The sequence below is a fragment of the Enterobacter cloacae genome, assembly GCF_011078175.1.
Taxonomy (GTDB): domain Bacteria; phylum Pseudomonadota; class Gammaproteobacteria; order Enterobacterales; family Enterobacteriaceae; genus Enterobacter; species Enterobacter cloacae_Q.
The window spans coordinates 473813-499721 of sequence record NZ_JAALCJ010000002.1 but is presented as its reverse complement, the minus strand read 5'-3'; the positions used below and the strand labels follow the sequence as shown (position 1 = coordinate 499721).

Sequence of the window (25909 nt, the reverse complement as noted above, 5' to 3'; positions counted from 1 at the left end):
CGTTATAACGAAAGGGTGCCCCAGCATACCGCAAAAGGGACAATTGGTATAACCATTGCGGAAAATACACAAATAATTAACAATTAATTATCAATAAAAAGACATCTAAAAAACGAAAATTCAATCTTTCGAATGCTGAATCGTTTAACGGAAAATAGCGTAGCGAAATAAGCTCCAATAATTTCCGAATGCTATCCCGCACAAAACAACAAATATTTTTTTTGCCGAGGGCGGTTATTTCACCGTTATAATTTCGTGTCGTTATTACAACGGGAAATAACCTTTCGCTTTTTACTTCATGTCATCTGCGTTTTCCGCAGTGACATGAAATCCAGCATCCCACCGGTCAGGATCCCCACCACGGCGAGAAACATGCCAGCATCAAGCAGCAGGGTTTCAAAAGGAAGCGATAAGGTGGTCGTCGCATTCATAATGAGTACCGCGAGCCACATTACCAGCGCAAAACAACCTGCCATCAGCAGGCGCAGGGCAAACCGATAGGCGGCCTGATACTCCGTGCGCGGCATGAAGTGTTCCGTTCGTTGGGTATATTCCAGCGTCTGGCGACAGACCAGCAGCAATAAAATCCCTGGCACAGCCGCCACCACCGAGAAGAGATAAAACGTCGGCCAGCCGTGGGCTTCAACAAACCAGCCCGCGACTGGGCCAACGTATACGCGCCCGACGGCGGAAAGGGCAGAGAGCAGCGCAAACTGGGTAGCGGAAAATGATTTATTGCACAGCGTCATCAGTAGGGCGACAAAGGCCGCAGTGCCCATACCGCCACACAGGTTTTCAAAGAATACGGCCGTCGCCATGCTGATCATATGCTTATCGGTAATCGACAGCAGCCAGTAACCGGCATTCGATGCGCCCTGGAGAATGCCGAATATCAGCAGAGCGCGGAACAGCGTCAGGCGCTGCATTAATACGCCGCCGTACAGCGCGCCGACAATCGTGGCAAACAACCCCAGCGTTTTATTCACCACGCCAACTTCCCCTGCGTCAAACCCGACGCCACGAATGAGAAAGGTGGTGGTGAGGCTCATGGCGAAAGCATCGCCGAGCTTATAAAGGACGATAAGCAGCAGGATCAGCCAGGCATTATTGCGACCAAAAAAGTCGCGGAGCGGTGCGGCGACGGCCTGCTCCAGCGAGCGGGGGACCGGAATCACATCGCTCGGTTCAGGCGCGAATAATGTGGCAATAATGCAGGGTATCAGCAGCGCGGCCATCAGCCAGTACATTCCCTGCCAGCCGAGATAGCGGTCGGCAAGCCACAGAGCCAGGCCGCCGGAAACCAGCATACCCAGGCGGTAGCCAAGCACGCTGATTGCCGCACCGGCACCACGCTCTTCTGCTGGTAAAACGTCCGTTTTCCAGGCGTCAAAAACAATGTCCTGCGAAGCGGAACAGAAGGCGATGACCACCGCAAGCGCGGCCATCCAGCGCAGCTGTGTTGACGGCTCAAGGAAGCCCATTGCGGCAATGGCCAGCAACAGCAGCACCTGCGTCATCACTAACCAGCCGCGACGCCGTCCGAGGAACGGTGGGGTATAACGATCCATCACCGGCGACCACAAGAACTTAAAGACGTAAGCCTGGCCAACGAGCGAGAAGAAACCAATGGTTTTAAGATCGATATTCTCAACCGTCATCCACGCCTGTAGCGTGCCGGAGGTGAGTGCAAGAGGTAAACCGGAGGCGAAACCAAGGATCAGCAGAATAGCTGATTTCGGTTGCTGGAAAATGCGTAAGTAGTGACTGGACATGTTCTTATGAACTGACCCGGTGAAGCACCGGGCCAGACAGCAGGATTAACGGGCGTTCTGCTTGATGAAGTCGTGAATGCTGGTGTCCTGTGCCATGTCGGCAATGGTGTCAGTCAGCACGCTGTTAACCGCGTCAGCGATATTTTTGTTGGAGGCCTGGAATGCGCCTTCAACGGAATAGCTCGCCCGATAGTTTTTGTTCATTTTGTTACCATTCTTCGCGGTAGCGATGATGGCAATATCGGCTTTGGTGGCAATGTTGTAGCGAACGTTACCCTGGGAGACGTCAGCGTACAGGTTGTTCACGATGATTTGCAGGTCAACTGCGCCGCTTGGGCCAATCATGTAGCCGCGGGAGGTCATCTGTTTCTCCAGCACTTCCTGCAACAGGAAGCGCAGGTCGCGGGAGGCGGTCAGCGTGACCTGCTGGTTGTCACGAGTCACTTTCGCCAGCGCCTGGTCCTGACGCTGATCGGCGCCATTAATGCTGACCGTAACGCCCATCAGGCTTGGATCCTGCTGAGGCAGCGTAATTTTTGGTGAAACGTCAATGGTCGTCGGCGGGGTCGCGCAACCGGCGAGCATAAAGAGTGCTACCAACGGAAAGAAGATTTTTTTTAACATTTTCGGGTTCTCAACGAATCGTAAGCAAAGAGAGAAAAATTGCCGCCATCATAACATCGCCAACGGCCAGGGGAAGTGGTCAATGCATGTAAATTCATCGCCTTGTCTGAAAACTGACCAGCTTTCCGCTTTTCTTTGCCTGTAAGTGACAAAACGTATGAACCACATAGTGAACTTCATTCGTTTGGATGAGAAAATCAGACGAAAGCTAAATATTTGTTGTCAAGGTGTAATGGAACCGGTAAAAGCGGCTAATATTTAAAGGGATGGGTGACATCTTAGCGTTGTCGGAGGAGTGATTTCATGATGATACGTGAACAGATAGAAGAAAAATTAAGGGCAGCGTTCAACCCTGTGTTTCTCGAAGTTGTCGACGAAAGCTATCGTCATAACGTGCCGGCAGGTTCTGAAAGCCACTTTAAAGTGGTTCTGGTCAGCGATCGCTTCACGGGAGAACGTTTCCTGAACCGACACCGCTTGATCTACAGCACCTTGACGGAAGAACTCTCCACAACCGTACATGCGCTGGCGCTGCATACCTACACCATTAAGGAATGGGAAGGGTTACAGGATACGGTATTCGCATCACCGCCTTGTCGGGGTGCAGGCACCATCGCCTGATAAATCGGATTTGCAACCGCCGGAGTTTTTCCAGTATGTTGCTTACAGATTTCGTCAAAACGGCCTTTGGGCCGTTTTGTTTTGTCTGAGTTTTGAGCGGATGGCGCGTTTTTAAGGCTAAAAATAGCCTTAAAGTGTGAAAAAAGCCGCAGCAACATGCCCCAACCGTTCTCGACTCACCTAAGTGATGCCGCTATAATGCCGCGTCTTATTGAATGTCTTCGGGATGATTCTGGCGACAGGGAATGTGAATCTGCACATAAGAGAGCATCCCGGTATAACAGACAGATTCAGAGTTGACCGAGCACTGTGATTTTTTTGAGGTAACAAGATGCAAGTTTCAGTTGAAACCACTCAAGGCCTTGGCCGCCGTGTAACGATTACTATCGCTGCTGACAGCATCGAAACTGCTGTGAAAAGCGAGCTGGTCAACGTAGCAAAAAAAGTACGTATTGACGGCTTCCGCAAGGGCAAAGTACCAATGAATGTAGTTGCTCAGCGTTATGGCGCTTCCGTGCGTCAGGATGTGCTGGGTGAACTGATGAGCCGCAACTTTATCGACGCGATCATCAAAGAAAAAATCAATCCAGCCGGCGCGCCGAACTACGTTCCAGGCGAATACAAGCAGGGCGAAGACTTCACCTACTCCGTAGAGTTCGAAGTGTACCCGGAAGTTGAGCTGAAAGGTCTGGAATCTATCGAAGTTGAAAAACCGATCGTTTCCGTGACTGACGAAGACGTTGACGGCATGCTGGATACTCTGCGTAAGCAGCAGGCGGACTGGAAAGAGAAAGACGGCGCTGTTGACGCGGAAGACCGCGTAACCATCGACTTCACCGGTTCAGTAGACGGCGAAGAGTTCGAAGGCGGTAAAGCGTCTGATTTCGTACTGGCGATGGGCCAGGGTCGTATGATCCCAGGCTTCGAGGACGGTATCAAAGGTCACAAAGCGGGCGAAGAGTTCACCATCGACGTGACCTTCCCTGAAGAGTACCACGCTGAAAATCTGAAAGGTAAAGCAGCGAAGTTCGTCATCAACCTGAAAAAAGTGGAAGAGCGCGAACTGCCAGAACTGACTGAAGAATTCATCAAGCGTTTCGGCGTGGAAGATGGTTCTGTTGCGGGCCTGCGCACCGAAGTGCGTAAAAACATGGAACGCGAGCTGAACGGCGCTGTACGTAACCGCGTGAAGTCTCAGGCGATTGAAGGTCTGGTGAAGGCGAACGACATCGACGTGCCAGCTGCCCTGATCGACAGCGAAATCGACGTTCTGCGCCGTCAGGCTGCACAGCGTTTCGGTGGCAACCAGCAGCAGGCGATGGAACTGCCACGCGAGCTGTTTGAAGAGCAAGCGAAACGCCGCGTTGTTGTTGGCCTGCTGCTGGGCGAAGTGATTCGTACCCACGAGCTGAAAGCTGACGAAGAACGTGTGAAAGGTCTGATCGAAGAGATGGCTTCTGCATACGAAGATCCGTCAGAAGTGATCGAGTTCTACGGTAAGAACAAAGAGCTGATGGACAACATGCGCAACGTCGCACTGGAAGAGCAGGCTGTTGAAGCGGTACTGGCGAAAGCGAAAGTGACCGAAAAAGAGACCTCTTTCACCGAACTGATGAACCAGCAGGCGTAATTTCGCCCCAACGGTTTAAAGTTTGAACAAAAAACCCGTTGCCCTCCGGCGACGGGTTTTTTTTATCACAGCTTTGGTCCTGGAAGGGTGCTAAAACGCCCTTTCAGTGTTAGCGTTACAACAAAACGTTGTTATGCTTGAAATAGGGCGTGGCGACCCCCATTAGTATGTAATCACGATGATTGAGACTGGCTGATAATCCGTCCATAAGGTTACAATCAGTACAGCAGGTGTTTTCAATTTTGAACCAGGAGACGGAAATGTCATACAGTGGCGAACGAGATAACTTTGCACCCCATATGGCGCTGGTGCCAATGGTTATTGAACAGACCTCACGCGGTGAGCGTTCTTTCGATATCTATTCCCGTCTGCTCAAGGAACGCGTTATCTTTCTGACCGGCCAGGTAGAAGACCATATGGCTAACCTGATCGTGGCGCAGATGCTGTTCCTGGAAGCGGAAAACCCGGAAAAAGACATTTACCTGTACATTAACTCGCCGGGCGGTGTGATTACGGCGGGTATGTCTATTTATGACACCATGCAATTCATCAAGCCGGATGTCAGCACCATTTGTATGGGGCAGGCGGCATCCATGGGTGCCTTCCTGTTAACCGCAGGGGCGAAAGGTAAGCGTTTCTGCCTGCCAAATTCCCGCGTGATGATTCACCAGCCGCTGGGGGGTTATCAGGGTCAGGCGACGGATATTGAAATCCACGCCCGAGAAATTCTGAAAGTAAAAGCGCGCATGAATGAACTTATGGCGCAGCATACGGGTCAACCTCTCGAGCAGATCGAGCGCGATACCGAACGCGATCGCTTCCTCTCTGCACCAGAGGCAGTTGAGTACGGCTTAGTCGACTCCATTTTGACCCATCGTAATTGATGCCCGCGACGCGAGTGTGCCGCTATACTAAGGTAGGGCGGCACGTTGCCTGTAAGCAGCTTGCGTCTGAGAATGGCATTTGCGTCGTCATGTGCGGCACATAGAACTTAAAAAGAGGTTTGGACTCATGACAGATAAACGCAAAGATGGTTCGGGCAAACTGCTGTACTGCTCTTTTTGCGGCAAAAGCCAGCATGAAGTGCGTAAACTGATTGCCGGGCCGTCCGTGTATATCTGCGACGAATGCGTCGATTTATGTAACGACATCATTCGCGAAGAGATTAAAGAAGTCGCGCCGCACCGTGAGCGCAGCGCGTTACCAACGCCACACGAAATTCGCCACCACCTGGACGACTATGTCATTGGTCAGGAGCAGGCGAAAAAAGTGTTGGCGGTGGCGGTATACAACCACTACAAACGTCTGCGTAACGGCGATACCAGCAATGGCGTAGAACTGGGCAAAAGTAACATTCTGCTTATCGGGCCGACCGGTTCCGGTAAAACCCTGCTGGCGGAAACGCTGGCGCGCCTGCTGGATGTTCCGTTCACTATGGCGGACGCTACCACCCTGACCGAGGCCGGTTATGTGGGTGAAGACGTTGAAAATATTATCCAGAAGCTGCTCCAGAAGTGCGATTACGACGTACAGAAAGCCCAGCGCGGGATCGTCTATATCGATGAGATCGACAAAATCTCTCGTAAATCAGACAACCCGTCCATCACCCGTGACGTATCGGGCGAAGGCGTGCAGCAAGCGCTCCTGAAGCTGATTGAAGGTACGGTTGCGGCTGTTCCACCGCAGGGTGGGCGTAAACATCCGCAGCAGGAATTCTTGCAGGTTGATACCTCCAAGATCCTGTTTATCTGTGGCGGTGCGTTTGCAGGCCTGGATAAAGTGATTTCTCACCGTGTGGAAACCGGCTCCGGCATTGGTTTTGGCGCAACGGTGAAAGCCACGTCTGAAAAACCAAATGAAGGCCAGCTGCTGGCGCAGGTTGAACCGGAAGATCTGATCAAATTTGGTTTGATTCCAGAATTTATCGGCCGTCTGCCGGTTGTAGCGACCCTGAACGAACTGAGCGAAGATGCGCTGATTCAGATCCTGAAAGAGCCGAAAAACGCGCTGACCAAACAGTATCAGGCGCTGTTCAATCTGGAAGGCGTTGAGCTGGAATTCCGCGACGAAGCACTGGACGCGATTGCCAAGAAAGCGATGGCGCGTAAAACCGGTGCCCGTGGTCTGCGTTCTATCGTAGAAGCAGCATTGCTCGACACAATGTACGATCTTCCTTCTATGGAAGACGTTGAAAAAGTTGTGATCGATGAGTCCGTCATTGGTGGCCAGACCAAGCCGTTACTGATTTACGGTAAACCGGAAGCGCAGCAGGCATCTGGCGAATAATTCACCATTTCATACAATCAGTTAATCAAAAAGGGGGGATTTTATCTCCCCTTTACTTTTTCCGTATTCATGGCGTTGAATGTATGGGAAACATCCCCATATACTGGATTACATGTTAATGGTTGTGTGAAGCACAGTTACATGACCAGTTTACCTGGCGGACACTAAACTAAGAGAGAGCTCTATGAATCCTGAGCGTTCTGAACGCATTGAAATCCCCGTATTGCCGTTGCGCGATGTGGTGGTTTATCCGCACATGGTCATACCCTTATTTGTAGGGCGGGAAAAATCTATCCGTTGCCTCGAAGCCGCCATGGATCATGATAAAAAAATCATGCTGGTCGCGCAGAAGGAAGCATCAACGGATGAGCCGGGTGTAAACGATCTTTTCACCGTCGGGACCGTGGCCTCTATTTTGCAGATGCTGAAGCTGCCAGATGGCACCGTAAAGGTGCTGGTGGAAGGCCTACAGCGTGCGCGTATTACCACTTTGTCAGACGATGGCGAGCATTTCTCTGCGAAGGCAGAGTACCTTGATTCACCGGAACTTGATGAGCGCGAGCAGGAAGTACTGGTACGCACCGCGATCAGCCAGTTCGAAGGCTACATCAAACTGAACAAGAAAATCCCACCTGAAGTGCTGACGTCGCTGAACAGCATCGACGATCCTGCACGTCTGGCGGATACCATCGCCGCGCACATGCCGCTGAAGCTTGCTGACAAACAGTCCGTGCTCGAAATGTCCGACGTTAACGAACGTCTGGAATACCTGATGGCGATGATGGAGTCTGAGATCGATCTGCTTCAGGTTGAGAAGCGCATTCGCAACCGCGTCAAAAAGCAGATGGAAAAATCGCAGCGTGAGTACTATCTGAACGAGCAAATGAAAGCCATTCAGAAAGAGCTCGGCGAGATGGACGACGCACCGGATGAAAACGAAGCGCTGAAGCGTAAGATCGATGCGGCGAAGATGCCGAAAGAGGCGAAAGAGAAAGCCGAAGCTGAGTTGCAGAAGCTGAAAATGATGTCTCCGATGTCGGCGGAAGCGACGGTTGTACGTGGCTATATCGAGTGGATGGTGCAGGTTCCTTGGAATGCCCGCAGCAAGGTCAAAAAAGACCTGCGTCAGGCCCAGGAGATCCTGGACACCGACCACTACGGCCTGGAACGCGTGAAAGACCGCATTCTTGAGTACCTCGCCGTACAGAGCCGTGTGAACAAAATCAAAGGCCCAATCCTGTGCCTGGTAGGGCCTCCAGGCGTGGGTAAAACCTCTCTGGGGCAGTCCATCGCCAAAGCGACCGGACGTAAATACATCCGTATGGCGCTGGGCGGCGTGCGTGATGAAGCGGAAATCCGCGGCCACCGTCGTACCTATATCGGTTCGATGCCGGGCAAGCTGATCCAGAAGATGGCAAAAGTGGGCGTCAAAAACCCGCTGTTCCTGCTCGATGAGATCGACAAAATGTCTTCGGACATGCGTGGCGATCCGGCGTCGGCGCTGCTGGAAGTGCTTGACCCAGAGCAGAACGTCGCGTTCAGCGATCACTATCTGGAAGTCGACTACGACCTGAGCGATGTGATGTTCGTCGCGACCTCCAACTCCATGAACATTCCGGCACCGCTGCTGGACCGTATGGAAGTGATCCGTCTGTCCGGCTATACCGAAGACGAGAAGCTGAACATTGCTAAACAGCACCTGCTGCCGAAGCAGATTGAGCGTAACGCGCTGAAGGCTAACGAGCTGACCGTTGAGGACAGCGCCATTGTCGGCATTATTCGTTACTATACCCGTGAAGCGGGCGTGCGTAGCCTTGAGCGTGAGATCTCGAAACTGTGCCGTAAGGCGGTGAAACAGCTTCTGCTGGATAAGAGCCTGAAGCACATCGTGATTAACGGCGACAATCTGCATGCCTACCTGGGCGTTCAGCGCTTCGACTATGGCCGTGCGGATAACGAAAACCGCGTTGGCCAGGTGACCGGTCTGGCATGGACGGAAGTGGGTGGCGATCTGCTGACCATCGAAACCGCCTGCGTTCCGGGCAAAGGCAAGCTGACCTACACCGGCTCGCTGGGTGAAGTGATGCAGGAGTCCATCCAGGCGGCGCTGACCGTGGTGCGCGCGCGCGCGGAAAAACTGGGTATTAACCCTGATTTCTACGAAAAACGCGACATTCACGTTCACGTTCCGGAAGGGGCGACGCCGAAAGATGGCCCAAGCGCGGGTATTGCTATGTGTACGGCACTGGTTTCCTGCCTGACAGGTAACCCGGTTCGTGCGGATGTAGCCATGACCGGTGAAATTACGCTGCGTGGACAGGTACTGCCAATCGGTGGGTTAAAAGAAAAACTGCTGGCGGCACACCGCGGTGGGATCAAAACCGTATTGATTCCTTACGAAAATAAACGCGATCTGGAAGAGATTCCGGACAACGTTATTGCCGACTTGCAGATCCATCCGGTGAAACGCATTGAGGAAGTTCTGACTCTCGCACTGCAAAATGAACCGTCCGGAATGCAGGTTGTAACCGCAAAATAGTGACCTTGCGCAAAGAGCGCCAATAAAAACAAGGCTGGTAAGTCATTTCGTACTTGCCAGCCTTTTTTTGTATAGCTAATTTAGATTGCTGATTGGGTTAGCCATCAACAACGGGTGTTGTAAGGTCATAGCAGGACTGATATAACTGCTGCGCGGTCGCGCTGTGAAGGATTCAGGTGCGATATAAATTATAAAGAGAGGAAGAGAACAGTGAATAAATCTCAACTGATTGACAAAATTGCTGCGGGTGCTGATATTTCTAAAGCCGCAGCGGGACGTGCTTTAGATGCTTTAATTGCTTCTGTTACTGAATCTCTGCAAGCTGGGGACGACGTTGCACTGGTAGGCTTCGGTACTTTTGCGGTTAAAGAGCGTGCAGCCCGTACTGGCCGCAACCCTCAGACCGGTAAAGAAATCACCATTGCTGCCGCTAAAGTGCCGGGTTTCCGTGCAGGTAAAGCGCTGAAAGACGCAGTAAACTGATTGCTTTCCCGCTCCAGGGAAGCTGAAAAGTACAAGGGCGCATCGTTTGATGTGCCTTTTTTGTTTGTCCAGACCTGATTTGTGCGAGTTTATGCGAGTTGTGGGCTGACAATTGCCCTGTTTTCTTGTCACAATACGCCTTTACGCGCGACGGTCAGGATTTTCCGTTAGCGTCAGGTAACCAGTCACCTACAGCGGAGTGTTGTTACACCATGATGGACAGCTTACGCACGGCTGCTAACAGTCTCGTGCTCAAGATTATTTTCGGTATCATTATCGTGTCGTTCATATTGACCGGCGTGAGTAGTTACCTCATCGGCGGTGGCGCGAACTACGCCGCAAAAGTGAATGGCCAGGAAATTAGCCGTGGGCAGTTCGAGAATGCTTTTGCTGGTGAACGTAACCGCATGCAGCAACAGCTGGGCGACCAATACTCTGAACTTGCAGCCAATGAAGGCTATATGAAAAACCTGCGTCAGCAGACGCTGAACCGCCTTATCGACGAAGCGCTGCTGGATCAGTACGCAAAAAGTCTGGGGTTGGGTATCAGTGATGAGCAGGTAAAAAAAGCCATCTTTTCCACTCAGGCTTTCCAGTCTAATGGGAAGTTCGACAACGCGCGTTACAACAGCATTGTTAACCAGATGGGTATGACGGCTGACCAGTACGCTCAGGCGCTGCGTAACCAGTTGACTACGCAACAGCTGATCAACGCGGTGGTGGGCACCGATTTCATGCTGAAAGGTGAAACTGAAGCGCTGGCGTCCCTGGTGGCGCAGCAACGCGTGGTGCGTGAAGCGACGATTGACGTCAACGCACTGGCGGCGAAGCAGCAGGTCAGCGACGCTGACGTGAATGCTTACTACGAGCAAAACAAGAACAATTTCATCTCGCCGGAACAGTTCCGCGTAAGCTACATCAAGCTGGATGCGGCTGCGATGCAGGAAAATGCGACTGACGCGGAGATCCAGTCTTATTACGACCAGCACCAGGATCAGTTCACTCAGCCGCAGCGTAACCGTTACAGCGTGATCCAGACCAAAACGGAAGCAGAAGCGAAAGCCGTACTGGACGAGCTGAACAAAGGCGCTGATTTCGCCACCGTCGCGAAAGCAAAATCCACCGACATTATTTCTGCCAAAAACGGCGGTGATATGGGCTGGCTGGAAGAGTCCACTACCCCGGACGAGCTGAAAAATGCAGGCCTGAAAGAGAAAGGCCAACTGTCTGGTGTAATCAAATCCTCCGTTGGTTTCCTGGTGGCACGTCTGGACGATGTCGTGGCGGCGAAAACCAAGCCGCTGGCTGACGTTCGTGATGATATCGCTGCGAAAGTGAAGCAAGAGAAAGCGCTGGACGCCTTCTATGCTCTGCAACAGAAAGTGAGCGATGCCGCAAGCAACGACAACGAATCACTGGCGGGCGCTGAGCAGGCTGCTGGCGTGAAAGCGGTTGAGACGGGCTGGTTCAGCCACGAAAGCCTGCCGGAAGAACTGAACTTCAAACCGGTTTCAGATGCCATTTTCAATGGTGGTCTGGTCGGTGAGAACGGTACACCGGGCAGCAATTCAGACATCATCACCGTTGACGGTGACCGTGCGTTCGTACTGCGCGTCAGCGAGCACAAAGCCGAGGCAGTGAAGCCCCTGGCGGAAGTGAAGGATCAGGTCGTGGCGCTGGTGAAACACAACAAAGCGGCACAGCAGGCAAAACTGGATGCAGAGAAAATTCTGGCCGACCTGAAAGCCGGTAAGAACGATGCGCTGAAAGCGGCTGGCCTGAGCTTTGGCGAAGCAAAAACGCTGAGCCGTACCGGTCAAGATCCTGTCAGCCAGGCGGCGTTTGGCCTTAGCCTGCCGGCGAAAGACAAACCGGTCTATGGCACCACGACCGATATGCAGGGTAACGTGGTTCTTCTGGCACTGGATGAAGTGAAAGCCGGTACGTTGCCAGAGGCGCAGAAGAAGGCCATGGTTCAGGGCATTACCCAGAACAATGCCCAGATTGCGTTCGAAGCGATGATGAGCAACCTGCGTAAAGAAGCCAAAATCAAGCTGGGTGATGTGGTCACTCAGGAGCAATAATTACGTATCTGCTCGCAGATTTTAGTAACGTTCTGCAAAAACTAAAGGCCGCTTACGCGGCCTTTTCCATTTCTGTAATCTGCTGTTTGTCCCTGTTTTCCCGTGCGGCTATTGTGGCGTGGCTGTCAACAAACAAGGAGAAAACAGCATGAAATGTGGAATCAAAGCACTGTTAATTACACTGGCCATTGCCACGTCCGGGATGAGTGCGGGAGCGCTGGCGGCGACACCTGCGGCGAAAGCGCAGGCTGCACAAAACCAGGCGGAATCAACATCTCCGGTTAACGTTAAAGCTAACGCGACGGCCAGCCCGAAAGCTGCCGAAGAGGAGGGTACGCGGGTTAGCATCAATACTGCGTCCGCAGAAGATCTGGCTCGTGCGATGAACGGCGTGGGTCTCAAAAAAGCACAGGCCATCGTCAGCTATCGGGAAGAGTATGGTCCTTTTAAAACCCTTGACGATCTCAAACAGGTGCCGGGTATGGGCAGCGCGCTGGTTGAGCGCAATCTCGCACACTTGACGCTGTAATCGCGTAATCACTTGCACTGCGGCAAAAATTTGCCAGGATAAAGAGGTCATACCAGTTATGACCTCTGAACCTATAACAACGAAAGGCTATTGCGCTATGCAAACACAAATCAAAGTCCGAGGTTATCACCTCGATGTTTATCAGCATGTCAATAACGCCCGCTATCTTGAATTTCTTGAAGAGGCGCGCTGGGACGGCCTGGAGAACAGCGAAAGCTTTCAGTGGCTGACTGCACACAACATCGCGTTTGTGGTCGTCAATATCAATATTAACTACCGCCGCCCGGCCGTGCTGGGGGATGTGCTCACCGTGAAAAGTGAGGTTCAACAGCTGAATGGCAAAAGTGGTGTATTGAGCCAGGTCGTTACGCTGGAGCCAGAAGGGCAGGTGGTGGCTGATGCGCTGATCACCTTTGTCTGTATCGATCTCAAAACCCAGAAAGCGTTGCCGCTTGAAGGGGAGTTGCGCGAAAAGCTGGAGCTGATGATCGCGTAGGAAATAGTCAGGAAGCCCCGTGCTGTCGACATTTATCGTTCGACAGCACGGTCAGGTAACCCTTATTTCAGCCCGGTCTTTTTCTGCATTGCGGCCATCACGCCCGCTTTATCCGCAAGATAATGATTCAGCCCGTTTGCGCGCAGGTTGCAGGCGGCACACTGTCCGCAACCGTCGCCTTTAATGCCGTTGTAACAGGTCAGGGTCTCATTGCGAACGACATCCAGCTTGCCCCAGTAGTCGGCCAGCGCCCAGGTTTCGGCTTTATCCAGCCACATCAGCGGTGTTTCGAAGCGGGTCTCTTTTGCCATTCCCAGATCGACGGCGTGATTGAGTGCTTTCACGAATTCATCCCGGCAGTCCGGATAGCCTGAGAAGTCGGTCTCACACACGCCCGTGATCACCGCTTCGGCTTTCACCTGGTAGGCATAGATCGCCGTCAGGGTCAGGAAGAGAATGTTGCGGCCCGGTACGAAGGTATTCGGAATGCCGCTGGCATCCGGTTCGTAATCAGGCACCGGAATACTGTCGCGGGTGAGGCTGCTGACGGCCAGTTCATTTAACAGCGTCACGTCCAGCACTTTATGAGCGCGGGCGCCCAGTTTCAGGGCCAGTTCACGAGCGACATCAATTTCAGCGCAATGACGCTGACCATAATCAAAAGTGACGCAGTGCACTTCATCATACTGGTGAAGCGCCTGGATAAGGCAGGTTGTGGAATCTTGTCCTCCGCTGAACACGACGACGGCACGTTTCATAGATCATCTCGACAGTTACGGTAAAAGCGCCATGTTAACGCCTGGCTAAAGCGGCGACCAGCTTCTTCACGCGTTTGGAGGTGGAAGCCAGGCTTCGGTGAAGTCAAACCAGCCGCGGGTGTTAAGGCGTATGCCGTTGACGCCCGGAGGCGCGCTGATTTGATATTGGTAGTTAAAGAGCGGCGTCAGGATGGCTGACTCCATTAACCGACTGAAGATAGCCTGTAGTCCTGCGTCTCGATCCCGCTCGTCCGCCTGCGTCTGCACCGCATCCAGCGTGGCCTGCAAATGAGCATATGCCGGTGCGCTCAGCAGATGTGGCCAGAGTGCATCGCAGCGGAGCCACTGTTCAAGCGTGTACGATGGCGCTTCGCCAATCAGTCTGTCTCCCATCATCATGTCTGCATCGGCAAGCTGCTGGCATCCGTCCCACGTCTTGGCGTCGTGAAAGATGACGGTCAGCTCGCAACCCTGCCGCGCAAGGTATTCTTTTAACTGGCTGGCCATGGTGTGAAGCTCAACCGGCAGGTGGTAGACCAGCGTTAATGTCTTTGGCAGCGCAACGTCGGTTAAATCAGGCCATTGAGGGATCGCCCAGCCGGGAAGCAGTTCCTCGGTAGGCGTGATAAGCCCTTCGTTTAGTGGAAGCGTGTGCAGCAGCGTTGAGAGATGAATGATATTAATCAGCCGCTTTGCCTGTAGCTCGCTCAGACGCGGGCTCCGCTTCAGGGTGAGGTAACAGAAGCCCAGACTGGTGCTATTACTCACCAGCCGCAGGCTGGCCAGCTCGTCGGCCTCGCCAATGGCGATTTGCACCGGGTGGCGACAGCTGGTGCCCAGACTGTAGTCAAAAAGCTGGGGCGTGATCCAGTACTCGATAGCCTTAAGCAACGCATGCCCAAGGTGATACTGCTCGTGGCTTTCCAGACGCACCAGTTCAGGCTCAAAAACGCTCAGCCGGAAGGGACCGCTGCCCACCACGGGGTAGTCGGGATGCGCCAGACGGCTACAGTAGGTTGCCAGCCTGTGCGCCAGCCAGTAGTCAGGTTGATGCAGAATAAACGTCAGGCACTGTGGGCGCGTGGTTTCGATACCCTGGACGCTGCGAAAAAGCGTCCTCATGCCTGGCTGCGATAACAGCGCTGTCAGGCTTTGCCGGAGCTGTGCCGTCTCTATTTTATCGCCGTTATGCCAGTGCAGGGTGGAGCGAATGTAGAAATGCCAGCGCAGGCCGTCAGCGGAGATTTCCCAGTGATGCGCCAGATCGCCCGTGGGTTCACTGCTGTTACCATTAAAACGCGTCAAACCAGAGAATACCTGTCCCGCCAGATGCTGCTCCGCCCGGCCAGGGAGAAACCCCGGCTGAAGCGGCTCCAGCGAGCGATAGTAGGGAATACGCAGCGTCGGCGTATCGTTCTGCCAGTGCCCGCCCATAAACGGATGCAGCAGCGATCGCAAATCTTCAGGCGCGAGCTGGGCCAGCTCAAGCGCATTCTGCTGCTGTCCACTTTTCAGGGCCTCTTCCATCATCGTATTACGCAACGAGTCCGGGGTGACGTGAAAGCGTAATTCCCCACGCTTTCCCCGTCCGGAGCGGGCGTTCCAGCTTAGCCAGCCCGCCTCCTGCGCCTGGCGCAGCAGGGTGCGAACATGTCGCTCGCTGCAAAAGCAGCGGCTGGCAAGCTCACTGATGGTCACCTGCTGCGGTGCGCCGGCGGACGGGTGCCACAGACGCTGATACTGGTTAAGACGGTTAAGCTGGCGCATGGAAAACCCGGAACAATAATTATCATCTATTCACTATTACTTCCGTATATCTCACGTAATACTGATGCACAAGTTAACCGCATCACATTTCGGGAGTAATCATGGCTCGGCTCGCTGCATTTGATATGGACGGCACGCTGTTAATGCCGGATCACCGTTTAGGGGAGAAAACCCTGAACACACTTAAGCGCCTGCGCGAGCGTGAAGTCACCCTGACGTTTGCCACTGGTCGTCATGTGCTGGAGATGCGCCATTTGCTGGGGACATTTGCCCTCGATGCGTTCCTGATCACCGGCAACGGGACGCGCATTCACTCCGTCGACGGCGATGTGCTTCACCGTCAGGATCTGAATCCGGAAGTGGCGGACATTGTCCTGCACAGCACCTGGGATACGCAGGCCAGCGTGCATGTTTTTAATGATGAAGGCTGGTTTACCGGGCGTGAGATCCCGGCCTTGCTGCACGCACACGTTTACAGCGGCTTTAAATATCAGCTCATCGATTTACGCCGCATTCCGGCACACAAGGTGACCAAGATCTGCTTCTGTGGCGATCGCGACGATCTCTGCCGTCTGCGTATTCAGCTTAACGAGGCGCTGGGCGACCGGGCGCACCTGACCTTCTCGGCGGTGGACTGCCTTGAAGTGCTGCCGGTGGGCTGTAACAAAGGATCTGCGCTGACGATGCTGAGCAATCATCTGGGGCTGACGATGCAGGACTGTATGGCCTTTGGCGACGCCATGAACGACCACGAGATGCTGAGCAGCGTTGGCCGTGGGCTGATTATGGGGAACGCGATGCCGCAGCTTATCGCCGCGCTCCCGCATTTACCGGTTATCGGACACTGTCGTAACGAAGCGGTGTCCCATTTTTTGACGCATTGGCTGGACAAAAATAACCTCCCATATTCCCCCGAATAGTGAGATCCTTCCAGCAAGCCAGGCTAAAGCCTGGCTTTTTTTTATTTCACCAGCTGCGAAATCTGCGCTTTCCACGGCTCAACGTCGCCAATATTGGCCTGCACCCATTCTGCGTTGTAATAGGTTTCCAGGTAGCGCTCCCCGCTGTCGCACAGCAGCGTGACGACAGAGCCGGTACGGCCTTCTTCACGCATCCTCGCGGCCAGCTGTAGCGCGCCCCACATATTGGTGCCAGTAGAAGCCCCGACTTTACGCCCAAGCTGTGTCTCCAGCCAGTGCGCCGTCGCGACGCTGGCGGCGTCCGGCACGCGGAGCATCTCATCCACGACGTCCGGAATGAATGAAGGTTCGACGCGCGGGCGACCAATCCCTTCGATCTTGCTACCGACTGGGCTGCGCAGGCAGGCATCGCGGGATTGCCAGTAATCGAGGAAGACCGAGTTCTGCGGGTCAACCACCATCAGCTGCGTATCATAACCCTGACAGCGGATATAACGTCCGATGGTGGCGGAGGTTCCGCCCGTGCCCGCGCTCATGACAATGTAAGAGGGGACGGGGTGCGGCTCGTGGGTCATCTGGCGGAAAATGCTGTCCGCAATGTTATTATTGCCGCGCCAGTCGGTGGCGCGCTCGGCGAAGGTGAACTGGTCCATGTAGTGACCATTCAGTTCGCGGGCCAGCATTTCGGAGGCTGCATAAATTTCGCAGGCGCTTTCCACAAAGTGGCAGCGTCCGCCGTAAAATTCGATCTGTTCGACTTTACGTTTTGCCGTGCAGGCAGGCATGACGGCGATAAACGGCAGACCGAGCAGGCGGGCAAAGTAGGCTTCCGAGACGGCCGTTGATCCGGACGACGATTCAATAATCGGGGTGCCTTCCTTAATCCAGCCGTTACATAAACCGTATAAAAAGAGTGAACGCGCCAGGCGATGCTTCAGGCTGCCGGTAGGATGGGTGCTTTCATCCTTCAGGTAAAGCTGGATACCGTGAAATCCAGGCAGAGGCAGGCGGATCAAATGGGTATCTGCCGAGCGCTGATAGTCGGCATTTATTTCGCTGATGGCATGTTTAACCCAAGTGCTATTCATCGTAATTATCCGTTTGTCATTTTGTGCCCAGCATAGCGAAAAGCACAGAAAAAATTGTTGCTATCTGACCTTTAAAATAGAATGTAAGGAGAATAATTTTCTCTTCGAGGTGGGTATGCTAGATAAAATTGACCGCAAGCTGCTTTCTTTGCTGCAAAGCGACTGCACCCTCTCTTTGCAGGCGCTGGCAGATGCCGTTAATCTGACCACAACACCGTGCTGGAAGCGCCTCAAGAAGCTGGAAGATGATGGCATTCTGCTGGGGCGTGTGGCGTTGCTGGATCCCGAAAAGCTGGGGCTTGGACTGACCGCCTTCGTCCTGATAAAAACGCAGCACCACAGCAGCGAATGGTACTGCCGCTTCGTCACCCAGGTTTCCGACATGCCCGAGGTGCTCGGCTTCTGGCGCATGGCGGGGGAATACGACTATCTGATGCGCGTTCAGGTGGCAGACATGAAGCGCTACGATGATTTTTACAAGCGGCTGGTCAATAGCGTACCGGGCTTGTCCGATGTCACCTCCAGTTTCGCCATGGAACAGATTAAATACACCACAGCATTACCCATTGAATAACTTCATAAAATACCTTCAGGAAAATACCGCGTGCGATTATTTGCCCAATTGAGCTGGTACTTCCGTCGGGAGTGGCAACGCTACCTCGGCGCGGTGGCCCTGCTTATTATCATTGCCATCCTGCAACTGATCCCGCCCAAAGTGGTGGGATACGTCGTGGATGGCGTTACGGAACAACATTACACCGCTGCACGGGTGATGATGTGGGTCGGTACGCTGGTGCTGACGGCCGTGGTGGTTTACCTGCTGCGTTATGTCTGGCGCGTACTGCTGTTCGGCGCGTCCTATCAGCTTGCCGTTGAGCTGCGCGAAGATTTTTATCGTCAGCTGAGTCGCCAGCATCCTGAGTTTTATCTACGGCACCGTACCGGAGATCTCATCGCCCGCGCTACTAACGATGTAGACCGCGTGGTGTTTGCCGCCGGTGAAGGGGTGTTAACGCTGGTCGATTCCCTGGTAATGGGCTGTGCGGTACTGATTGTGATGTCTACGCAAATTAGCTGGGAGCTCACGCTGCTGGCGCTGCTGCCGATGCCGCTGATGGCGTTAGCGATTAACCGCTATGGGGAGCAGTTGCATGAACGCTTTAAGCTGGCGCAGGCGGCGTTCTCGTCCCTGAACGATCGTACCCAGGAGAGCATGACCAGCATCCGCATGATTAAAGCATTTGGTCTGGAAGACAGACAGTCCGCGCTGTTTGCCGCCGACGCTGCCGATACCGGTGCGAAAAACATGCGCGTGGCGCGTATCGACGCCCGCTTTGATCCGACAATTTATGTTGCGATTGGCATGGCGAACCTGCTGGCGGTGGGCGGCGGCAGCTGGATGGTGGTGCGAGGCACCATGACCCTCGGCCAGTTAACCAGCTTTGCGATGTACCTTGGGCTGATGATCTGGCCGATGCTGGCGCTGGCCTGGATGTTTAATATCGTTGAACGCGGGAGCGCCGCTTACAGCCGCATCCGCGCCATGCTGGCGGAAGTGCCGGTCGTGAACGATGGCAGCGAGCCGGTACCGGAAGGTCCGGGTATTCTCAAGGCTGATATCCGCGCCTTTATCTACCCGCAAACGGAACATCCGGTGCTTGAAAACGTCAGCTTCACGCTGCATCCAGGTCAGATGCTGGGCATCTGCGGCCCGACGGGGTCCGGGAAAAGTACCATCCTGTCACTTATTCAGCGTCATTTTGACGTGAGCGAGGGCGATATCCGTTTCCACGACGTTCCGCTGCCGCACCTGCTGCTGGATGACTGGCGCAGCCGTCTGGCGGTCGTCAGCCAGACGCCATTTTTGTTTTCAGACACCATTGCAAATAATATCGCGCTTGGGTGCCCGACGGCGACACAGGACCAGATCGAGCATGTGGCGCGCTTAGCCAGCGTCCACGAGGATATTCTGCGTCTGCCGCAGGGCTATGATACGGAAGTGGGTGAGCGTGGCGTTATGCTCTCCGGCGGACAAAAACAGCGTATCTCTATTGCCCGCGCGCTGCTGCTGGACGCTGAGATCCTGATACTGGATGATGCGCTTTCCGCGGTTGACGGGCGCACTGAACATCAAATTTTGCATAACCTTCGCCAGTGGGGAGAGGGGCGCACGGTCATCATCAGCGCGCACCGTCTGTCGGCGCTTACCGAAGCCAGTGAAATTCTGGTGCTTCAGCACGGGCATATTGCAGAGCGTGGTCAGCATGACCAGCTTGCCGGGCAGACCGGCTGGTATCGGGATATGTACCGCTATCAACAGCTTGAAGCTGCGCTGGATGAGGAGATCGCCGATGCGTAAGTTTGGACAGATGTGGCCGACGTTAAAACGGCTGCTTGCCTATGGCTCACCGTGGCGTAAACCGCTTTCCCTCGCCGTACTGCTGCTGTGGATCGCCGCGATTGCGGAGGTGACCGGTCCGCTGCTTATCAGTTATTTCATCGATAACATGGTGGCGAAAAGCTATCTGCCGCTGGGGCTGGTGGTGGGGCTGGGCGTGGCGTATGTCGGGCTACAGCTGACGGCGGCGGGGTTGCACTATGCGCAGTCACTGTTGTTTAACCGGGCCGCCGTGGGCGTGGTTCAGCAGCTACGCACGGATGTGATGGATGCCGCGCTGCGCCAGCCGCTGAGCGAGTTTGATACTCAGCCGGTCGGGCAGGTCATTTCACGCGTCACCAATGACACCGAAGTGATCCGCGACCTGTATGTGACCGTGGTCGCAACGGTTCTGCGTAGTGCCGCATTGATTGGCGCGATGCTGGTGGCGATGTTCAGCCTGGACTGGCGAATGGCGCTGGTGGCGATCGCCATTTTCCCGGCGGTACTGATTGTGATGGTGATTTACCAGCGCTACAGCACGCCGATTGTTCGTCGCGTGCGCACTTACCTCGCAGATATCAATGATGGCTTCAACGAAGTGATCAACGGCATGAGCGTTATTCAGCAGTTTCGCCAGCAGGCGCGTTTTGGCGAGCGAATGGGAGAGGCCAGCCGCTCACACTATATGGCGCGAATGCAGACGTTACGTCTCGACGGCTTCCTGCTACGTCCGCTGCTGAGCCTCTTTTCGGCACTGGTGCTGTGCGGGCTGTTGATGCTGTTTGGCCTGACGACGCGCGGAACCATTGAAGTAGGGGTACTCTATGCGTTTATCAGCTACCTTGGCCGCCTTAACGAACCACTGATTGAACTCACCACGCAGCAATCGATGCTGCAACAGGCGGTGGTCGCGGGCGAGCGTGTGTTCGAGCTGATGGACAGGCCGCGTCAGACCTATGGCAATGATGAACGCCCGCTGGAAAGTGGATCCATAGCGTTTGACCATGTCTCGTTTGCCTACCGCGACGACCAGCTGGTCTTGCAGGATATCAACCTTGAGGTACCGTCGCGCGGTTTTGTCGCCCTGGTTGGGCATACCGGCAGTGGTAAAAGCACACTCGCCAGTTTGCTGATGGGCTACTATCCATTGACGCAGGGGGAGATCCGTCTGGACGGTCGGCCTCTCGCCTCGCTTAGCCATGACGCGTTGCGTAAGGGCGTCGCGATGGTGCAGCAGGATCCGGTGGTGCTGGCGGATACCTTTTATGCCAACGTAACGCTGGGAAGGCCTTTCACGCCAGAGCAGGTCTGGGAGGTGCTGGAAACGGTGCAGCTGGCGGATCTGGCGCGCGGGTTAGCTGAAGGCATCAATACCCGGCTGGGCGAGCAGGGCAACAACCTCTCTGTCGGGCAGAAGCAACTTCTGGCGCTGGCGCGCGTGCTGATTGAGACGCCGCAGGTGCTGATTCTGGATGAAGCGACCGCAAGCATTGACTCCGGGACCGAGCAGGCGATCCAGCAGGCGCTGGCTGCCGTGCGGGATCGTACCACGCTGGTGGTGATCGCCCACCGCCTCTCAACGATAGTCGATGCAGATACCATTCTGGTATTGCACCGTGGCCAGGCCGTTGAACGGGGTACGCACAGAGAGCTGCTTGAGGCGAAAGGACGTTACTGGCAGATGTATCAGTTGCAGCTGGCAGGCGATGAGCTGGCCGCCAGCGTGCGCGAGGAGGAGTCACTCAGCGCCTGATGCACCATAACAAGGCAATGCGCTAACAGTCTTAACCGTTGGTGCAAAACTGAAACGCACCCTGCACTGCCATGGTGCGTTTTTTTTCACCTCTTACCGGCGCATGCGCGCCGCGGCGCTTTCCTCCTCATATTTCAGTTCTGGCACACCCTTTGCAATATCCCTTTCGTGTTAGCTACGGCCATTACCGAATTCTGACTGGAGGGGATATATGAAGCTGGTTACGGTGGTAATCAAACCATTCAAACTCGAAGACGTGCGTGAAGCGCTGTCTTCCATGGGTATTCAGGGGCTGACTGTCACCGAGGTGAAAGGCTTTGGGCGTCAGAAGGGGCATGCCGAGCTTTATCGTGGGGCGGAATACAGCGTTAACTTCCTGCCAAAAGTGAAGATTGATGTAGCGATCGCCGACGATCAGCTTGATGAGGTGATTGATGTCGTCAGCAAAGCGGCCTACACCGGAAAAATTGGCGACGGCAAAATTTTCGTTGCTGAACTACAGCGCGTCATTCGCATCCGTACCGGCGAATCTGACGAAGCGGCGTTGTAAGTAACTCCTGGCACACAGTGATAGGGATCGAGAAAATGAAGATAGCAACAATGAAAACAGGTCTGGGGTCGCTGGCACTGCTGCCGGGCCTGGCAATGGCTGCTCCTGCTGTGGCAGACAAAGCCGATAATGCCTTTATGATGATTTGCACCGCGCTGGTGCTGTTCATGACAATTCCGGGGATCGCGCTGTTTTACGGCGGCCTGATCCGCGGTAAAAACGTACTCTCCATGCTGACGCAGGTTGCCGTCACGTTCGCGCTGGTGTGCGTGCTGTGGGTGGTTTACGGTTACTCGCTGGCCTTCGGGGAGGGCAACGCTTTCTTCGGCAACGTTAACTGGGCAATGCTGAAAAATATCGAGCTAACCGCGGTGATGGGCAGCTTCTATCAATATATTCATGTCGCGTTCCAGGGCTCATTCGCTTGCATCACGGTGGGGCTGATTGTGGGCGCACTGGCCGAGCGTATTCGCTTTTCTGCGGTACTGATTTTCGTTGTGGTCTGGCTGACGCTCTCCTATATCCCGATTGCGCATATGGTCTGGGGCGGCGGTCTGTTGGCTTCTCATGGCGCACTGGACTTTGCGGGTGGCACCGTTGTTCACATCAACGCCGCGGTAGCAGGTCTGGTAGGCGCATATCTGATTGGCAAGCGCGTGGGCTTCGGGAAGGAAGCATTCAAGCCGCACAATCTACCGATGGTGTTTACCGGTACCGCCATCCTCTACTTTGGCTGGTTCGGCTTCAATGCAGGCTCAGCCAGCGCCGCTAACGAAATCGCCGCGCTGGCCTTCGTGAATACCGTGGTGGCAACCGCTGGCGCTATCCTTTCGTGGGTATTTGGCGAGTGGGCCGTCCGCGGCAAGCCATCGCTGCTGGGTGCCTGTTCTGGAGCAATTGCCGGTCTGGTGGGTATTACCCCAGCGTGCGGTTACGTGGGGGTGGGCGGTGCGCTGCTGATCGGTATCGTCGCAGGACTTGCGGGGCTGTGGGGCGTTACCGCACTGAAACGTGTTTTACGCGTTGACGATCCCTGTGATGTATTCGGCGTGCACGGCGTGTGTGGCATTATCGGCTGCGTCATGACCGGTATCTTTGCTGCACAATCTCTGGGTGGCGTAGGTTACGCGGAAGGCGTGACCATGATGCATCAGGTGCTGGTACAGCTGGAAAGCATCGCGATCACCGTTGTCTGGTCCGGCGTTGTGGCCTTTATCGGTTACAAGCTGGCTGATATGACCGTTGGGCTGCGCGTGCCGGAAGAGCAGGAGCGCGAAGGTCTGGACGTCAATAGCCACGGTGAGAACGCATACAACGCATAATAAAAAGCGAAACGGCAACCTTTGGTTGCCGTTTTAGTCTTTATTCCCTCTCCCGCAGGGAGAGGGGCTGGGTGAGGGCAACATCATCCTCTGTTACGCATCACCCCTTCCTGGACCGTCGACGCCACCAGCACGCCATCCTGCGTATAAAACTCTCCGCGTACAAAACCCCGCGCACTTGAGGCAGACGTACTTTCCACGCTGTAAAGCAGCCATTCATTCATATCGAACGGGCGGTGAAACCACATGGAATGGTCAATCGTGGCCACCTGCATCCCTTTTTCCAGGAAGCCCACGCCGTGCGGCTGTAGCGCCACCGGCAGGAAGTTGAAATCCGACGCATATCCCAGCAGATACTGATGTACACGGAAATCTTCCGGTACGGTCCCGTTGGCGCGGATCCACACCTGGCGTTTCGGTTCGGCGGTATGACCTTTCATCGGGTTATGGAACTCGACGGGGCGGATCTCCAGCGGTTTATCGCAAAGGAATTTCTCTTTAACCTGAGGCGGAAGCAGATGCGCCAGCGCGCGGGCAATCTCGGTTTCCGATTTCAGATCGTCCGGCAACGGGGCTGGAGGCATCATTTTTTGATGTTCATAACCCTGCTCAGGCGCCTGAAACGAGGCGGTCATGTAGAAGATGGGTTTCCCATGCTGGATGGCCGCCACGCGACGGGCGCTGAAGCTTTGACCGTCACGCAGAACTTCCACGTCGTACACAATCGGTTTAGCACTGTCACCGGGGCGTAAAAAGTAGCTGTGAAACGAGTGCACCAGACGGTCTGCCGGGACGGTCTCCTTTGCGGCATACAGCGCTTGCCCCACGACCTGGCCGCCAAAAACCTGGCGTAAGCCTAAATCTTCGCTCTGTCCGCGAAAAAGTCCTTCCTCTATTTTTTCCAGGTTCAGCAATGTCAGCAGATTGTTCAGTGCCTGACTCATAGTGGTCCTCAATAAACGCCGTGGCGAAAGATACGCTGAGTATAACCCAGAAATGAAAGTGGTCCGATGGGTAGAATAATCTTAATATCCGGACGAAATTAGGCATAAATCCGTGATTTGTGCCACACTTGTATTCGTTGTGTGAATAAAACGACATCAGATGGGATCGATCCCGCTGGTGCATTGATGATAAGGAGACTTCAATGAAACTCGTGCCTATGCTCAGTGGTGTAGCAATTGCGGTAGCGTTGTCCGCCTGTGCTGGTAAGAGTGCCGATGTGCCGGTGCCAACAGCAAGCGCAAACGGGATTAACACCCTTTCACAGCAAGCTATTCAGCAGCCAAATGTTTCCGGTACGATCTGGATCAAACAGAAGGTTGCGCTGCCGCCGGATGCGGTTTTAACGGTCACGCTGTCAGATGCTTCCCTGGCGGATGCGCCGTCTAAAGTGCTTGCGCAGCGCGCGGTTCGTACAGAGGGTAAACAGGCGCCGTTCAGCTTTGTGCTGCCGTACAAGCCGTCTGACGTGCAACCCAATGCGCGTATCCTCCTGAGCGCGGCGGTAACGATCAACGATAAGCTGGTCTTTATCACCGATACCGTACAGGAAGCGGTCAATAAAAACGGCACCAAAATCGACCTGACCCTGGTCCCGGTGCAGCAAACTGAAGTGCCTGTTGCAACGCAGACCAATCAGCCGACTCTGCCTACACCGCCAACACAGCTGTAATTCTCTTTCGCCCTCTCCATGTTGACGGGAGAGGGCGTCAGTATTCCCAGCGATACTTCTGCATATCAATCTGTCCTGCCCCGGACACCTGCACCCCTTCTGAGAGTAATGCCTGACGCTGGCGCTGCAAGTCTGGCCCGGTGAGGGAAATTGCGCCATGGCGATTGACGACCCTGTGCCACGGTAACGTGCTTCCCTTCGGTAGCCTTCTTAGTACGCCGCCAACCTGACGCGCCGCGCGCGGAGAACCCGCCAGCCGGGCGACTTCCCCATAGGTCGTGACGCAGCCTTCCGGGATCGAGGCTACGATTTGCCAGACTCGCTGTGGGAAAGTGTCATGTTCGTCCATTGTTTCTCCTGCGGGAAATCAGCGAAGGGTAATGTTATACGAAGATAAGGAAGATTGTCGGGGCAGTTTGCGCAATAATCCAGCATCCGGTTGTCAGCGGCTTGCAATTGCGGTGCTCCACGGGGATAATGCGCCAGCGCGTTGGTTATCAACGCTCTCAATGGGGGCTCTGTTGGTTCTCCCGCAACGCTACTCTGTTCACCAGGTCAGGTCCGGAAGGAAGCAGCCAGGGCAGACGACGTGGGTGCCGGGATGTAGCTGGCAGGGCCCCCACCCATTTGTG

23 protein-coding genes and 1 other RNA gene are annotated in these 25909 nt (G+C 54.5%); 17 read left to right on the top strand and 7 right to left on the bottom strand.

Translation table 11 applies throughout. The annotated features are described in order from the left end of the window. Positions 1-296: 296 nt before the first annotated feature. On the bottom strand, positions 297-1772 hold the full coding sequence (ampG, locus tag G6Q29_RS06560; RefSeq protein ID WP_165464986.1) for a muropeptide MFS transporter AmpG: 1476 nt from the start codon (positions 1770-1772) through the stop codon (positions 297-299). 45 nt (positions 1773-1817) lie between these two features. Continuing rightward, positions 1818-2396, bottom strand: a complete 579-nt coding sequence (locus G6Q29_RS06555; protein WP_006809883.1) for a lipoprotein — start codon at positions 2394-2396, stop codon at positions 1818-1820. Between the two features lie 303 nt (positions 2397-2699). Between G6Q29_RS06555 and bolA the strand changes: the two genes are divergently transcribed. From bolA to G6Q29_RS06510, 9 genes are all read left to right on the top strand, one after another. Further along, entirely contained in the window at positions 2700-3017 is a 318-nt protein-coding gene (gene bolA / locus G6Q29_RS06550) for a transcriptional regulator BolA (protein ID WP_003859051.1), read from the top strand. A 331-nt stretch (positions 3018-3348) separates the two neighbouring features. Further along, positions 3349-4647, top strand: coding sequence for a trigger factor (gene tig, locus G6Q29_RS06545; protein WP_165464985.1), 1299 nt, complete (start codon positions 3349-3351; stop codon positions 4645-4647). A gap of 260 nt (positions 4648-4907) precedes the next feature. After that, entirely contained in the window at positions 4908-5531 is a 624-nt protein-coding gene (gene clpP / locus G6Q29_RS06540; RefSeq protein WP_006809880.1) for an ATP-dependent Clp endopeptidase proteolytic subunit ClpP, read from the top strand. A gap of 127 nt (positions 5532-5658) precedes the next feature. Beyond that, the gene (gene clpX / locus G6Q29_RS06535; protein WP_006809879.1) at positions 5659-6933 is read left to right on the top strand and encodes an ATP-dependent protease ATP-binding subunit ClpX; all 1275 of its coding nucleotides are present in this window, start codon (positions 5659-5661) and stop codon (positions 6931-6933) included. A gap of 184 nt (positions 6934-7117) precedes the next feature. After that, entirely contained in the window at positions 7118-9472 is a 2355-nt protein-coding gene (gene lon, locus G6Q29_RS06530; protein WP_006809878.1) for an endopeptidase La, read from the top strand. A 210-nt stretch (positions 9473-9682) separates the two neighbouring features. After that, entirely contained in the window at positions 9683-9955 is a 273-nt protein-coding gene (hupB, locus tag G6Q29_RS06525) for a nucleoid-associated protein HU-beta (protein ID WP_002444653.1), read from the top strand. A 212-nt stretch (positions 9956-10167) separates the two neighbouring features. After that, entirely contained in the window at positions 10168-12039 is a 1872-nt protein-coding gene (ppiD, locus tag G6Q29_RS06520; RefSeq protein ID WP_165464984.1) for a peptidylprolyl isomerase, read from the top strand. A gap of 148 nt (positions 12040-12187) precedes the next feature. Further along, the gene (locus G6Q29_RS06515; RefSeq protein WP_165464983.1) at positions 12188-12568 is read left to right on the top strand and encodes a helix-hairpin-helix domain-containing protein; all 381 of its coding nucleotides are present in this window, start codon (positions 12188-12190) and stop codon (positions 12566-12568) included. A gap of 97 nt (positions 12569-12665) precedes the next feature. Continuing rightward, positions 12666-13064, top strand: coding sequence for a YbgC/FadM family acyl-CoA thioesterase (locus G6Q29_RS06510; RefSeq protein WP_165464982.1), 399 nt, complete (start codon positions 12666-12668; stop codon positions 13062-13064). A 62-nt stretch (positions 13065-13126) separates the two neighbouring features. On the opposite strand, the gene queC is transcribed toward G6Q29_RS06510, so the two are convergent. Then, positions 13127-13822 (bottom strand): 7-cyano-7-deazaguanine synthase QueC, encoded by a 696-nt coding sequence (queC, locus tag G6Q29_RS06505; RefSeq protein WP_165464981.1) that lies wholly within the window; start codon positions 13820-13822, stop codon positions 13127-13129. Between the two features lie 66 nt (positions 13823-13888). Beyond that, on the bottom strand, positions 13889-15589 hold the full coding sequence (locus G6Q29_RS06500) for an SgrR family transcriptional regulator (RefSeq protein WP_165464980.1): 1701 nt from the start codon (positions 15587-15589) through the stop codon (positions 13889-13891). Between the two features lie 101 nt (positions 15590-15690). On the opposite strand from G6Q29_RS06500, the gene cof reads away from it, so the two are divergent. Continuing rightward, the gene (cof, locus tag G6Q29_RS06495; RefSeq protein ID WP_165464979.1) at positions 15691-16509 is read left to right on the top strand and encodes an HMP-PP phosphatase; all 819 of its coding nucleotides are present in this window, start codon (positions 15691-15693) and stop codon (positions 16507-16509) included. Between the two features lie 41 nt (positions 16510-16550). On the opposite strand, the gene G6Q29_RS06490 is transcribed toward cof, so the two are convergent. Then, positions 16551-17597, bottom strand: a complete 1047-nt coding sequence (locus G6Q29_RS06490; protein ID WP_165464978.1) for a PLP-dependent cysteine synthase family protein — start codon at positions 17595-17597, stop codon at positions 16551-16553. Between the two features lie 115 nt (positions 17598-17712). On the opposite strand from G6Q29_RS06490, the gene G6Q29_RS06485 reads away from it, so the two are divergent. The 5 genes from G6Q29_RS06485 to amtB all read left to right on the top strand — a co-directional run bounded on the left by G6Q29_RS06485 (position 17713) and on the right by amtB (position 23602). Further along, positions 17713-18171, top strand: coding sequence for an Lrp/AsnC family transcriptional regulator (locus G6Q29_RS06485; protein ID WP_015571267.1), 459 nt, complete (start codon positions 17713-17715; stop codon positions 18169-18171). 30 nt (positions 18172-18201) lie between these two features. After that, complete coding sequence (locus G6Q29_RS06480) at positions 18202-19956, top strand: SmdA family multidrug ABC transporter permease/ATP-binding protein (RefSeq protein ID WP_165464977.1); 1755 nt, start codon at positions 18202-18204, stop codon at positions 19954-19956. Continuing rightward, positions 19949-21730, top strand: a complete 1782-nt coding sequence (locus G6Q29_RS06475) for a SmdB family multidrug efflux ABC transporter permease/ATP-binding protein (RefSeq protein ID WP_165464976.1) — start codon at positions 19949-19951, stop codon at positions 21728-21730. The genes G6Q29_RS06480 and G6Q29_RS06475 overlap by 8 nt, the downstream gene beginning before the upstream one ends. Positions 21731-21941: 211 nt before the next feature. Then, positions 21942-22280, top strand: a complete 339-nt coding sequence (gene glnK, locus G6Q29_RS06470; protein ID WP_006809867.1) for a P-II family nitrogen regulator — start codon at positions 21942-21944, stop codon at positions 22278-22280. 35 nt (positions 22281-22315) lie between these two features. Further along, complete coding sequence (amtB, locus tag G6Q29_RS06465) at positions 22316-23602, top strand: ammonium transporter AmtB (RefSeq protein ID WP_165464975.1); 1287 nt, start codon at positions 22316-22318, stop codon at positions 23600-23602. Positions 23603-23685: 83 nt separating this feature from the next. Here amtB and tesB read toward each other — a convergent pair whose 3' ends face one another. Continuing rightward, entirely contained in the window at positions 23686-24546 is an 861-nt protein-coding gene (gene tesB, locus G6Q29_RS06460; protein WP_165464974.1) for an acyl-CoA thioesterase II, read from the bottom strand. A 203-nt stretch (positions 24547-24749) separates the two neighbouring features. Between tesB and G6Q29_RS06455 the strand changes: the two genes are divergently transcribed. After that, complete coding sequence (locus G6Q29_RS06455) at positions 24750-25277, top strand: YbaY family lipoprotein (protein ID WP_165464973.1); 528 nt, start codon at positions 24750-24752, stop codon at positions 25275-25277. A gap of 37 nt (positions 25278-25314) precedes the next feature. Here G6Q29_RS06455 and G6Q29_RS06450 read toward each other — a convergent pair whose 3' ends face one another. Beyond that, a complete protein-coding gene (locus tag G6Q29_RS06450) occupies positions 25315-25626 on the bottom strand; it encodes an MGMT family protein (RefSeq protein ID WP_165464972.1) in 312 nt (103 codons plus the stop codon). A 170-nt stretch (positions 25627-25796) separates the two neighbouring features. Between G6Q29_RS06450 and ffs the strand changes: the two genes are divergently transcribed. After that, an RNA gene (ffs, locus tag G6Q29_RS06445) (signal recognition particle sRNA small type) lies at positions 25797-25893 on the top strand. The last annotated feature ends 16 nt before the right edge of the window (positions 25894-25909 follow it).